General features: G+C 58.8%; 8 protein-coding genes and 1 pseudogene. 3 read left to right on the top strand and 6 right to left on the bottom strand.

Going from position 1 to position 12,787, the window contains the following annotated elements:
• Positions 1-1,625 (top strand): carbon starvation protein A (locus BN871_RS17160; RefSeq protein WP_048747613.1); only part of this gene is annotated, 1,625 nt, incomplete at its 5' end.
• Positions 1,626-1,879: 254 nt separating this feature from the next.
• A complete protein-coding gene (locus BN871_RS17155) occupies positions 1,880-2,797 on the top strand; it encodes an aldo/keto reductase family oxidoreductase (protein WP_048747612.1) in 918 nt (305 codons plus the stop codon).
• Positions 2,798-2,868: 71 nt separating this feature from the next.
• Here the strand turns inward: BN871_RS17155 and BN871_RS17150 are convergent, their stop codons facing one another.
• The 3 genes from BN871_RS17150 to BN871_RS17140 all read right to left on the bottom strand — a co-directional run bounded on the left by BN871_RS17150 (position 2,869) and on the right by BN871_RS17140 (position 7,947).
• The gene (locus tag BN871_RS17150; RefSeq protein WP_048747611.1) at positions 2,869-3,852 is read right to left on the bottom strand and encodes an iron-hydroxamate ABC transporter substrate-binding protein; all 984 of its coding nucleotides are present in this window, start codon (positions 3,850-3,852) and stop codon (positions 2,869-2,871) included.
• Between the two features lie 167 nt (positions 3,853-4,019).
• Complete coding sequence (locus tag BN871_RS17145; RefSeq protein ID WP_048747610.1) at positions 4,020-7,151, bottom strand: discoidin domain-containing protein; 3,132 nt, start codon at positions 7,149-7,151, stop codon at positions 4,020-4,022.
• Positions 7,152-7,374: 223 nt separating this feature from the next.
• Positions 7,375-7,947: a GNAT family N-acetyltransferase gene (locus tag BN871_RS17140; RefSeq protein ID WP_232313142.1), complete on the bottom strand. Its 573-nt coding sequence runs from the start codon at positions 7,945-7,947 to the stop codon at positions 7,375-7,377.
• Between the two features lie 348 nt (positions 7,948-8,295).
• Between BN871_RS17140 and BN871_RS17135 the strand changes: the two genes are divergently transcribed.
• The gene (locus BN871_RS17135) at positions 8,296-9,237 is read left to right on the top strand and encodes a DUF2167 domain-containing protein (RefSeq protein WP_083436509.1); all 942 of its coding nucleotides are present in this window, start codon (positions 8,296-8,298) and stop codon (positions 9,235-9,237) included.
• Positions 9,238-9,392: 155 nt separating this feature from the next.
• On the opposite strand, the pseudogene BN871_RS27825 reads toward BN871_RS17135, so the two are convergent.
• The 3 genes and pseudogenes from BN871_RS27825 to BN871_RS17125 all read right to left on the bottom strand — a co-directional run.
• Positions 9,393-9,494, bottom strand: a pseudogene (locus BN871_RS27825) (DNA-binding transcriptional regulator); the annotation flags it as partial.
• The gene (locus BN871_RS17130; protein WP_048747620.1) at positions 9,491-10,498 is read right to left on the bottom strand and encodes a Gfo/Idh/MocA family protein; all 1,008 of its coding nucleotides are present in this window, start codon (positions 10,496-10,498) and stop codon (positions 9,491-9,493) included. The pseudogene BN871_RS27825 and the gene BN871_RS17130, both read right to left, overlap by 4 nt.
• 437 nt (positions 10,499-10,935) lie before the next feature.
• The gene (locus BN871_RS17125) at positions 10,936-12,699 is read right to left on the bottom strand and encodes a stalk domain-containing protein (protein WP_021877697.1); all 1,764 of its coding nucleotides are present in this window, start codon (positions 12,697-12,699) and stop codon (positions 10,936-10,938) included.
• Positions 12,700-12,787: the final 88 nt, after the last annotated feature.

Below are 12,787 nucleotides of genomic sequence, written 5' to 3'. Positions count from 1 at the left end.
CCTTCGGCCATCACTTCGCCGCCATCGCCGCTGCCGGACCGCTCGTCGGCCCGATCCTCGCCGCCCAGTTCGGCTACCTGCCGGGCCTGCTGTGGCTGCTCATCGGCGCAGTCGTCGGCGGCGCGGTGCATGACGCCGTCGTCCTGTTCGCCTCGATGCGCCGGAACGGCCAGTCGCTCTCCGAGGTCGCCAAGCAGGAGCTCGGACCGGTCGCCGGCTTCTGCACCGGCCTCGCGATGCTCTTCATCATCACCATCACGATGGCCGGCCTGTCGATGGTCGTGCTGCATGCGCTGGAGAACAACCCTTGGGGCACGTTCGCCGTCGCCATCACGATTCCGATCGCCATGGGCGTCGGCCTCTTCTACAAGAAGACCGGCAACCTGAAGCTCGCCTCCACGATCGGCTTCATCCTGCTCATGATCGGCGTCTTCGCCGGCCCCTCCATCCAGGACACCATCGTCGGCGACTGGCTGACGTTCGATACGAGCACGCTCTCGGTCATCCTGCCGATCTACGCCTTCTTCGCCGCCGCCCTGCCGGTCTGGCTGCTGCTCGCCCCTCGCGACTACCTGAGCAGCTTCATGAAGATCGGCGTGTTCATCGCCCTCATCGTCGGCGTCTTCATCATCAATCCGGCGATCCAGTTCCCTGCCGTGACGGAATTCATCGGCGGCGGCGGACCGATCCTCGCCGGGCCGGTATGGCCGTTCATCTCGATTACGATCGCCTGCGGCGCGATCTCCGGCTTCCATGCGTTCATCGGCTCCGGCACGACGCCGAAGATGATCAACCGCTGGAGCGACATCAAGCCGGTCGCGTTCGGCGCGATGCTCGTCGAATGCCTCGTCGCCATCATGGCGCTGATCGCGGCTACGGCGCTGCAGCCAGGCGACTATTTCGCCATCAACTCCAAGCCTGACGTATTCGCGACGCTGGGCATGAGCACCGTCCATCTGCCGGAATTGAGCCAGGAGATCGGCCTTGATCTGGAAGGCCGCACAGGCGGCGCGGTGACGCTCGCCGTCGGCATGACGTATATCTTCACGAAGATTCCATGGTTCGAGAATCTCGCTCCGTATTTCTTCCAATTCGTCATCATGTTCGAAGCCGTGTTCATCCTGACGGCGATCGATGCCGGCACGCGCGTCTCCCGCTATCTGATCCAGGACTTCTTCGGCGAGCTGTACAAGCCGCTGAAGCGCGTCGACTGGATTCCCGGCACGATATTCGCCAGCGCGCTCGCCTGCTTCATGTGGGGCTATCTGCTCTTCTCGGGCGACATCGGCTCGGTATGGGCGCTGTTCGGCGTCTCCAACCAGCTGATGGCCTCCATCGGCCTCATCATCGGAGCGACGGTCATCCTGCGGGTGGCCGACAAGCGGCGGTATATGCTCACCTGCCTCATCCCGCTCGCCTACCTGTTCGCCACCGTCAACTACGCGGGCTACTGGATGGTCAAAAACGTCTACCTGAACCCGGACGCATCCGGCTACAACGTGCTCAACGCCGTGCTGTCCATCATCATGCTGGTGCTCGGCATCATCATCATGTTCACGGCGGCGCGCAACTGGATCAAGACGTTCAACCATCCGCGGGCTCGGCTGGAAACCTTTTCTTCTTAGCTAATCTTTTGATCTTCCCTATAACGGTCCGCAAACAAGGCATTCCAGAGCCATCTGGGATGCCTTGTTCATGGCCGCTTCATGGCCGCCTTATTGGCAAAGCCGGCAGACGCCTTCCTCCTCATCCACCTTGCTCTCGTCCTTATCCGTGAACACGTGTTGAAAGCGGATTCCGCATGTGCCACAATAGAAGCATATCGTAATTTTTGGCTAGCCCTTATCCGTACATACATCCACTTAGGAGGTTTATATCTATGAGAACGATTCCACTCGGAACAAGCGGTCTTGAAGTTCCCGTCGTCGCCGTCGGCTGCATGCGCATCAACTCGCTGGACAAGCCCGAGGCTGAGCGCTTCGTCCAGACGGCGCTTGAGCTCGGCGCCAATTTCTTCGAGCATGCGGACATTTACGGCGGAGGCGACTGCGAGGAAATCTTCGCGGAAGCCGTCCATATGACGCCGAGCGTGCGCGAGAACCTCATCCTGCAGTCCAAATGCGGCATCCGTCCCGGCATGTTCGACTTCTCCAAGGAGCATATCCTGAATTCCGTCGACGCCATCCTGAAGCGCCTGAAGACCGATTACCTGGACACGCTGCTGCTCCACCGTCCGGATACGCTCGTCGAGCCGGAAGAGGTCGCAGAGGCGTTCAACCTGCTGGAGAGCTCCGGCAAGGTCCGCCACTTCGGCGTCTCCAACCAGAATCCGATGCAGATCCAGCTGCTGCAGAAATATGTAAAGCAGCCGATCGTAGCCAACCAGCTGCAGCTGAGCATCACGAACGCCACGATGATCTCCCAGGGCTTCAACGTCAACATGGAGAACGCTTCGGCCGTGAACCGCGACGGCAGCATCCTCGACTTCTGCCGTCTGCATGACATCACGATCCAGCCTTGGTCGCCGTTCCAGTACGGATTCTTCGAAGGCGTCTTCCTCGGCAGCGACAAGTTCCCCGAGCTGAACAAGCAGATCGACGAGGTCGCGGCGAAGTACGGCGTCAGCAACACGACGATCGCCGTCGCCTGGATTCTGCGCCATCCGGCCCGCATGCAGCCGGTCATCGGCACGATGAACATCGAGCGTCTGCAGGACTGCGTCAAGGCCGCCGACATCGCTCTCACGCGCGAGGAATGGTACGCCATCTTCCGCGCAGCAGGCAATATCCTTCCTTAAAAAAAAGCAAAGAGCGAGCCTCCAACCATCGGCGATGGTTGGAGGCTCGCTCTTTTTCATCCGTTCAGGCTTTATTTCAAAAAGCCTTCCTTGAAAATGGCCAGCAGATGATCCAAGGTGATCGGATCGCTGTAGCTGGACTCTTCCGTCTTGATCGTGATGACCCGGTTTTTTTCGACCGCCGGAATGCTCTTCCACGTCTTGGTTTCGAAAATCGGGTTTTCGACTCCAGCCATCTGGCTGAGGACGATCCAATCGCCCGCATAATCCGGCACCTTTTCGCTCGAAAGGGTATAGTAGCCGGGACCAAGGGCGTCTTTCTGGACCGATTCAGGCATGCCGAGTCCCATCGCCTGGTACAGAATCTCCGTCCCGCGGGCCCAGTTGTTGCCGAAGACATAGAAGCTCTTGGCGTCGTATTCAAGCACCGATACCGTCGCGTTCCCGCCGATCTTGGCCTTGATTTCCTTGCCGGCCTCGGCGGCGCGCGTCTTGAAGCTGTCGATCCACTCCTGGGCTTCCTTCTCCTTGTTCAGGAGCTTGCCGATCTCCAGCTGCTGGTTCAGGTAATCCAGCTTGCCCCAGGTGTAGACGACCGTAGGCGCGATTTCCTTGAGCTTGTCGATGTTTTTCGTCTGCGCGCCGGCCACGATGAGATCCGGCTTCAGCTCGATGATCTGCTCGAGGCTGTCCTCGGATACGACGGCGACTCCCTGCAGCTTGTCCTTGAACAGCGGGTCTTTCCCCGTCCATTCATCGACGCCCACCAGCTTGCCGTCCATGGCAAGGATGTTCGGCGCGTTCGTCAAGCCGACGATGTGCTGCGGATTGGCCGGAACCTCCACCGGACCGGTCTCGGACTCGTAGGTGATTGTCCCGGAAGCCTCGTCGGACGCAGGCGATGGAGCCGGAGACGCGGCGGGAGCTTCGGAGGCAGCAGGCGTGCCGCCGCTGTTCGCAGCCGTATTGCCGTTGCTGCCGTTATTTTTGCTGCCGCAGGAGGCCAGCGCCACCGTCAGCAGCAAAAGGACGGATATGAACATCCACTTTTTCATTGAAATACCCCTTTTTGTCCAATCTTTTGATAATGATTATCAGTATCACCCTTTAAACTATAGAGGCAGATAGAAGGCTTGTCAATCGGGAACGTCTGCTTGTTGCGATTGCCGACCGCCGAAAAAAAGACCCCTTCTCCGGAATGGAGAGGGGTCTTGGTAGATCTTTACCAGTTGTTGCCGGAACCGGATACCGTGAAGCTGGAGGAAGTGTTGAGGAACTTGCCGGAAGGAGCTCCGTTCACCGTATTGTTCGTAAAGGTGGACGCGCCGGTCGCCGAGCCCCTCACATAGAAGCCGTAAGTGCCTGCATTCGTAATCGTATTGGAAGCGTACGTCACGGATACGCCCGGAGCCGGCTCTTCGATGAAGACGCCGGAGTAGACGCTGTCCTGAATCGTATTGCCCGATACGGTGACCGTCAGGTTTTGGGCTTTGCCGCTGTTGCCGACCCAGTAAGCCCAGATCGCGCCGATCTGATAGCCGTAGTCCTTATGGTAGGAGCCCGCTCTCAGCAGCATGTTGTTCTGGACCGTCAGCGTGCCCGTCATGGACGGAGGGTTGAAGTTCGTGCCGAAGGAGATGCCGGAGCCGTTCACGACGGTATCCGTCACCAGATTGCCGATGACCTTGTTGTCCTTGCCGCCGTAGATCGCGATGTTGTTCGCCAGCGTCGGAATCTGGACCGTGTTGTAGCTGAACGTGTTGTTCGTATCCAGATAGGTGTCCGACCACATCGCCATGCCGTCGTCGCCGCTATTGCGGATCGAGTTGTTGCTTACGGTCGTATTGCTCGTGCCGTAATGCAGGTTGATGCCGTCCGCCCATACTTGGCGGATCCGTGAATTCGTGATCGTGGCGGCATTGGTCTGGTTCGTCAGCCAGACTCCGACCTTGGCATGCTCGATCCACAGATTGGAGATCGTCGAGTTCGTTCCGTTGCCCTCCACGCCCGTCACGCCGTTGTAGTCGTCGCGGATGAAGTCGTTCGCGCTGAGCTTGAAGTCCGACAGCGTGACGTTGCCGCCCCGCAGGTAGATGCCCGCATAGCTGCCGGATAGGGTGGAATACCAGACGCCGGCGCCCTTCATCGATACGCCGCTGTCCAGGTACAGCCTTGTGCCGGTTCCGTTGTAGCCGGCTCCCTTGGTCCCGTTGTTGAGCGTGAAGGTTCCCGCCGGAATCCAGACGCCTTTGTAGGTTCCGCCCGAGTTTTTGACCGCATTGATGGCGTTGTTGATGGCCGTCGTATCGTCGGCTCCGTCGTTCGCCGCCGCGCCGTAGCTCGTGATGGACACATAACCCGCAGGCATCGACAAGGCGGCCGGAATCGCTTCCGTCTCAATCAGGTCGACCGTCACGTTCGCCGTCGCGGCGAAGTTCAGGTTGGAGGCGTTGCGCTGCAGCTTGATGACCGTGCCGGCCGGATACGATTTGTCCAGCTGGACGGATACCTCGTCATACATGTGATGCGGGGTGTTTGGAGTCGCATTCGGATTGTTGGACCAGCGGATCTCCCCGCCTTCCGTGCCGTAGGCTCCATAGATCCAGCTGTACTTGGATGTCAGGCCGACGTCCTTGATCAGCGTTCCGCCGGCATACAGGCTGATCGCGGAATCGATGCCCGTTCCGGCCGCGTTGTCCGGGATGGAGTAGCGGATCGTCAAGCCTTGGGCGGCTTTGTTCAGCGTGAACTGCACGTACTGGCCGGCAGCGGTCAGCTTGACGGCTTTCCTGCCCGAAGCTTCGGAGGCGAGATCGCCGAAGGCAGTCGAAGGTCCGACGATCGTGCCCGTGTAGGACGCGCTTTCCGCTTCATAAGCATCGTACGGCATCGAAGCTCCATAGGAGCCCGGGGACGGCGTCGGTGTCGGCACCGGCGTCGGCGTCGGCACGACATAGGCGATGTCGATCTTGTCCAGGTTCACGTTCCCGGTATCGGTCGCATCGTATTTGTACATGATCGTATTGCTGCCGGCGTTCAAGGCGACCGTATCGGTCTTGGAGGCCCAGGTGTCCCAGTTCGCCGTCGCGGCAAGGGAAGTCTGGGCAGCCTTGGCTCCGTTCACGTAGATGCTCAAGGACTGGACAGCCGTCGAGCCGTTGGCGTAACGCAGCGCAACGGTGTAATTGCCCGCGGTCGCCGCGCTCACGTTGAACCTTGCCGATGCATTGCCTTTGTTGGCATCGGTGAAGCCTCCGACAAAGCCGGTGCCGCTGTAGCCCGTGTGATCGCTCGCCACAGCCGCTCCTCCGGACAGCGTCGCCGTTTCGGCTTCATACGTTCCGGCCGGTGTCGGCGTCGGCGTTGGCGTCTTTGTTGGTGTCGGGGTTGGCGTTGGAGTTGGCGTCGCTGTCGGCGTAGCGGTTGGCGTCGGCGTCGCCGAGCCGGATCCGTACACTTCGACTTCGCTCAGCTGGCCTCCGGTCGAGCCGGTATTGGCCGTCACGTTCACCCGCACATAGCGGGCCGAGACTGCCGTGAAGGTGATCGTTGCCGTGTTGGACGATGACGGGTCGAAGGCATACGCCTTCGACGCCGCAAGCGTGACATAGGAGGAGTTGTCGGAGCTGCCCTGCACGGAGAGCGTCTCGGTCCTCGCCCCCCAGGAAGGAGGAAGCTTGAGCACAACCTTGCCGATGCTTTGCGCGCTGCCCAGATCCACGGTCAACGTGTTCGGATAGGAATTCGCCGCTCCTTCATAATAGCTGGAGGCATTGCCGTCCGTAGCATTGGATGCCGGGAAGCCCGAGAACGCATTGTTGGCCGTCGCGGCTTTGTTCAGCGCCAGATTGGCGCCCGGGGAAGCATCGACGGCGATGCTGTCGATATTGACGTTGCCCGTATCTGCCGCGTCGAATTTATAAGCGATCGTATTGCTTCCCGAGTTCAGCGAGACGGTTTCGGTCTGGGTCGACCAAGTATTCCAGTCCGCCGTCCCGGCAAGCGAGATTTGCTTGATCTTAGACCCGTTCACATACAGGCTCAGCGTTTGGTTGCCGCCGGAGCCGTTGGCATAACGGAGAACCGTCGTGTAGCTGCCTGCGGATGAAGCGCTTACAGTAAAAGTAATGGAAGCTTTGCCTTTATTGGCGTCGGTCAATCCTCCGACAAAGCCCGTGCCTGTATAACCGGTATGATCGGTCGCCTTCACGGCGCCGCCGGCCAGCGCGGCAGACTCGGCTTCATATATTTGCGGAGCTGCTGAAGCGCCAGGCGCAAAAGGAATTTGCAGAATCATCAAGGACAACGCCAGGAACAGAGCCAGGAATTTGCCCGTTTTTGCATTCGGTCTCATGTTATTCATACCTCCGTATGATTTTAGTCTGAAGCGGAACTTGCTTAGCCCTCCTTCTCGTTCGGAATGCATGGCGGTCAGGCGCGCTTTCACCCCCATTGTAGCCAGCCGGGCCTAGGCAGGCCACTACATTGATGACCTATAAAGCCATTATTGTGACAACGGTCTGGACGGAACAAGCAAAAGAGCCCTTCCCCCCTATAGGGAAGAGCTCCTTGCGTGGCTATTGACGGCGACCCTGGAAGCTTTCCTTCGAAAGCACATGCATTCTCTCTCCATTGCAGTTCCCGTCATCGCCGTCCAGTCCTTCGAGAATATGGCTGAAGGAGAAGCCGAGCTTCTCGAGCACCCGGAGCGACGCGGCGTTGCGGGGATCGGCCTTGGCATGCAGCCGGTCCAGCCCGATCGTGTCGAATCCATAGGCCGCCAGCGCGGCAGCCGCTTCGCCCGCATATCCCCGGCCCCAGTCGCTGCGGCGGATCAGGCAGTACAGCTCCTTGTCCGGGCGGCTGAAATCAAGCTCCCCGATTCCGCACCAGCCGACCATTTCGCCGGACGACTTGGCGATGATGGGGAACGAGTATTTGAAAGGCCCTTCGAACCGATCCCCGTAACTGGCCAGCAGCCATTGGAACAGCTCTTCGTACGGCTCCATGGGCAATACGTCCATATGCATGTACGTCAGCAGCTCCGCATCCTGCATCAGCTCGTAGGACTCCAGCAGGTCGCTTTCCTTGTAGGGACGGATGATCAGACGCTCCGTTTCCAGGCGCATCGCACATAAGATTTCATTCACTTGTATTCATCTCCCGGTCTGATGTATTCATGCCACAACAGCCTAGAGAAAGGAATTCGGCACGCAGGTCAGCACCCTTCGGATTTTAGCCTAAGCTTACGAGGCAGCAAATAGGAAAGCAAGGGACTATTTCGATATAGCCATTCGTTAGGGTACGGAAAATCTCCTATGGTCTCCTCTTATTCTCCGAATAAAATTATCCCGATGTCGATTTACGTTTTCCTTCTATTTTGGAAATTTTGATTTGATTTCCCCATATTCCTTTAATTCTTATTAATGTTCTACTAAACTGTTTCAAGGTAAGTAAATAAGGGGCGTGCAGATGGAATGAACGGAAAGGCATCAAGCATGAAGAAATGGATGTTGCCTTTGGCTCTGGCCTTGTCCTTGACGGTGCCGGCAGTGGCTTCCGCAGAGGGAGAGCTGAACTGGATCGAGGGCAGCGGCCAGCAGGTCGAGCTCGGAGACGGCCTTGCTCAGCTGAAGCTTGGCAGCGGATACGTCATGCTGAATGCGGATGACACGCGGGCCTTCCAGAAGAGCAACGGGGGCGTTCCGAACGGCAGCGAGATCGGCTCGGTCTTTCCGGCGGATAACGACAGCTGGGCCGTCTTCTTCGATTACGACGATGTCGGGCACATCTCGGATGAGGACAAGAACAGCATCGATGCCAAGGAGCTTCTCAAGAGCTACAAGGAAGGGACCGAAGAAGCGAACAAGGAGCGCGGCGAAGCCGATTGGCTGTTCGTCGACGGCTGGGAGAACGAGCCCCATTACGACGAGAAGCTGCATAACCTGACCTGGACTCTGAGGGCGCATGACAACGACCAGGAGACGATCATCAACGACAACGTCCGCTTGCTGACGCGCGAAGGCTATATTTCGGCTGTTCTTGTTTCCGATCCGGAGCATCTTGCTGCGGCACGGGAGCAGATGGAGGCGGAGGTGCTCAGCGTGTTCACGATCCAGGAAGGCAAGCGCTACGAGAATTACGTGGAGGGGAAGGACAAAAAATCCAACTACGGCCTGGCAGCTCTGGTCGTCGGCGGCGCAAGCCTCGCGGTGGCCAAAAAGGTCGGCCTGCTTGCGCTCCTCGTGGTCGGCATCAAGAAATTCGGCGTCATCCTGATCGCCGCGCTCGCGGGAGCCTGGCGCTGGATGCGGGGCAAGAAACAGCAGGCCGCAGCCAGGACCGTTGAGCAGGAAAACCGGCCGGCGGAGCAGGCCGGGCTGGCGGAAGCGCAGCCGGGACCGGATCCAAGCATCAACAGAGACACGCCGAGCCTTTGATCTTGCCGAGCCTATATAAGCGACAAAAAAAAAGGAAGCCCCTCGAAGGCTTCTTTTTTTGGCGCTTGCTGCAGCCTGCTTTTTTCACCTTATGGCGTTGTGGATGCGCGCTTCCATGTCCCCCGGGCTTTCAAGCGAATCATACGGTTCGAATTCGTCTTGGCCGACACCTCGAACCGCTCCGCCATCTCTCTGGCGCTCACCCGTTTGCGGCTCAGCAGCAGAACGGTAATCGCCAGAAGGCGGTCGACTTTCATCGACGGGCGATATACAGCGGGCCCAGCTCGACGGTCGAGCCGGCGGATTGGCGCAGCGCTTCCAGCACGACCTGGGCGTTGTAGCCGTCCGCGAAATCATAGACGAGCGCATCTTCGCCTCTCAGCGCCGCGATGACCTGCTTCAGCATCGGGAGCGGGCTTGCAATCCCGTCGTCGGTATCGACTTCCTGAAGGCTGTCGACGGAAACCCCGCTGTACAGATGCTGCCAGTTTTCCAAGGCGATGACGCCTTTGGAACCATGCACAACCATGGAAACCCGCTCCTCGCCGGGCAGGCCCGTGCTTCCGCTTAGGGCGATCGGAATCCCGCTCTCCAGGGTCAGCGTCGCTTCGGCCCTATTCTCGGACAAGGCGCTGTCGGCCGGATAGGAGACCTCGCTGCTCAGCCGGGCGATTCGGCCGAAAATTTGCTGGATCATATGGATCCAATGAATGCCGACTTCAAGCAGAAATCCGCCCTGCTCCCGGGTCGCGACCCATCCGTTCTGCTGCCAGGCCCTCGGCCACTGCGGGAACTGCAGGAACAGCTCGATTCTCTCCACAGTCCCGGCCGCGCCATCCTCCAGCAGCTGCTTGAGCTTGAGAACCGGGGGATCGAGCGGGAACGAGAAATGCACGGCGTTCACGAGCTCCGATCCTGCCGCCAGCTCCGCCATTTCGCGGGCTTCCTCCAGGCTGTTCGCAAGCGGCTTCTCGCAGAACACATGAATGTTCTTCTCGAAAGCGGCTGTCGCCACCTCATGATGCATCGCCGGCGGGACGGCGATGTACAGCAAATCGATGCCGCCCTCATCCAGCATGATGCGGTAATCCGCATAAGTCCTTACCCCGCCTGCGCTGCCCAGGATGTTGCCGATCGCAGCCGCGTTCGGGTCGCATACCGCCGCCAGCTCGATAGCCTCCGGAAACCCGGGAGCCTTCTGAACAATCATATTCCTTCCCATTACGCCCAGACCGATGACGGCCAACCTGATTTTATCCATGCTCCGCTCCGTTTCTTCGTTCAAGAATGATAATCCCGCCCAGGGTCTGCCACTGCGGACAGCCTATGGATAAAGAAAATATACCACGGATGGCAGGGCAAAAAAGAGAGGGAACACGTTCCCTCTCTTCAGCCGACGATATCGGACCGCCTCAGCCCATCAGAAAATCCGGATCGGCGAAGCTCGGGTTTTAGATACTTATAAAATATCGGTCCATACGGGCTCCTCCACAGAGCAAGCCCGCGCTGGATGCCCCGGCTCAAATGAATGACGGCCGCGTTCTTCTCCCTATCCGCCGCTGCTGCCGGACAGCTCGCAAGAAGCCAACCGGCAGTTCCGGCTTAAACGGACAAAGAAGAGAGGCCGAGGCCTCTCTTCTTGCTGTGCGCGCATGGACAGGAATGGGAGCTCTCGCGGGCAGCCAAAACGCCGGCCGTTCATTTCACCGCGTAAATTCCTTCCTTGTAGGTCATCGAGTACACCATGCCCTCCTCCGTCAGAATAGCGCCGGCGATATTGTCTGGGGCTACCCGCACCTGCCTGCCGTCGGGATCGACCCGATAGATGCCGGGCTCGTAACCGCCGGACAAATAGTAGACGCCGGCCGCACCTGTATAGTACGAGCTTATGGGCTGAGCCGTCAGCTTCGTTTCCTTGCCGGAGGCAAGGTCGTACCGGAACAGCTCTCCGGGATCGTAGTCGCTGTCGGCCGGATTGACCTTGTAATAGATGGCTCCAGAGGCGAACTGGATCTGTGCCGCCTTGCGGCTGACCAGCGTCTTGGCGCCGCTCCCGTCCATCCCGGCGGACATGACATGCCCGGTCTTGGCTTCGACGTAATAAATCCGGCTGCCTTCTATCCAGAACGAAGCGGCCGGGCCCGTCAGCTTGGTCTGCGTCTGATCTCCCAAGCTGATTCTGTACACGGCGCTCTCATCCGCCCCGTCGCTCGTCTTGTAGCCAAGCGCATACAGATAGCCGTCCCGAGCATACATGCTGCCGACGTCCGAGTACCCGGGACCTTGCCCGCTGGTCGTCCGGTTGATGAGGTAGGCATATCCCGGCTGCCCGAACGGCTCCTTCTTGCCGGTCTTCAGATCCACCCGGCTTAGATTGCCTTCCGGCTTGGCCATCGGATCGGAGTCGGTCAGGTACACAGCTTCTCCCGATTTGACGTAGTGGACGATGCTGCGGGCGTCGGCCACCTTGGCGATGGTCCCGTTATCCACCCGGTATAACGTCTCCGATCCCACCGTCAAGTCTCCTGTATGCAGGATGATGTACAGGTCGTTATCCATCCTCTCGATGCCGCCAACCCAGCCATTCTCAGGCTTCCAGGACAGCAGCTTGGCAACGGTGGCGGATTGTCCCGAGGCAAGGTCGTACGCTTGCAGCTCTGCCAGCTTGTTAACGGTAGTGACATAATACAGCTTTTGCCCGATGACCTTCGCTTGATCGAAAACCGGACTTCCCGCCAGCTCAATGGCCGCCTCTTTCTGACCGTCTGTTTTGCGGTACAGCTTCTCCACGGCTCCGCTTCCGGTATAAATGCGCTTGAAGGAATACGAGGTATTGCCATGCCGGGCGAGGGGAACCGTGTCGCCATAATTGATCGGCTTGCGGGTGTCGGCCAGCTGTTCCTTGACCTTGTTCTTGACCGCCTCCGTACCGGCGGCCTTCCAATCCACGGCATTGTCTCCGATGAGAATAAGGCCGTCATGCCAATCGATCTGCTTGCCGATCGCTTCCGCCGCGCTTCGGAGCGGCAGCATGATCTGTCCGCTCACCTTCTCCGGCGCCGCATCCATGACGCGGACTTCGCCATTCACAGTCATCGAGGTGCTGTTGACGGTGAACTTGACCGTTCGTTTGAGCTTGCTGCTGTGGAGAACGACCTCATTCGGCTTCTGCTGCTGCCAATTGGCTTCCCAGCCCTGCTGGAGGTCTGCCTGAGTCGCAAGATAGCTCATCAGGCGGATCGGCACCAGGACGCGCCCATTTCTCTGAGCCAGCTTGAAATCGGTGTAGACGTCCGTCTTCTGTCCACGGATGAATGCTTTGTTCTGATAGTCATAGGGAAAGACAATCATATTCCCGAACGCTTCGGGCAATGGTTTGGCAGCTTCCGCCGCATTCGCCAGAGGGGCCAGAAGGCTCAGACAGAGACTTGACGCCAGTAGAACCGAGGCTGCTTTCTTCATGTCGGATTCTCCTTATAGGATCAGGTTAGGAACTTCACTATAGACGCGCCAAGAAGGAATATGTTTCCATTTATTCGATAGGTATTTG

The sequence above is a fragment of the Paenibacillus sp. P22 genome, from assembly GCF_000469945.2.
GTDB classification, from domain to species: domain Bacteria; phylum Bacillota; class Bacilli; order Paenibacillales; family Paenibacillaceae; genus Paenibacillus_O; species Paenibacillus_O humicus.
This window is presented reverse-complemented; position numbering and strand designations above follow the sequence as displayed.

What these genes read in the sequence shown, in the direction of transcription:
- BN871_RS17150 (WP_048747611.1), bottom strand. Translation starts at nt 3,852, where the DNA reads ATGAAAAAGTGGATGTTCATATCCGTCCTTTTGCTGCTGACGGTGGCG.
- BN871_RS17135 (WP_083436509.1), top strand. Translation starts at nt 8,296, where the DNA reads ATGAAGAAATGGATGTTGCCTTTGGCTCTGGCCTTGTCCTTGACGGTG.
- BN871_RS17155 (WP_048747612.1), top strand. Translation starts at nt 1,880, where the DNA reads ATGAGAACGATTCCACTCGGAACAAGCGGTCTTGAAGTTCCCGTCGTC.
- BN871_RS17125 (WP_021877697.1), bottom strand. Translation starts at nt 12,699, where the DNA reads ATGAAGAAAGCAGCCTCGGTTCTACTGGCGTCAAGTCTCTGTCTGAGC.
- BN871_RS17130 (WP_048747620.1), bottom strand. Translation starts at nt 10,498, where the DNA reads ATGGATAAAATCAGGTTGGCCGTCATCGGTCTGGGCGTAATGGGAAGG.
- BN871_RS17145 (WP_048747610.1), bottom strand. Translation starts at nt 7,151, where the DNA reads ATGAGACCGAATGCAAAAACGGGCAAATTCCTGGCTCTGTTCCTGGCG.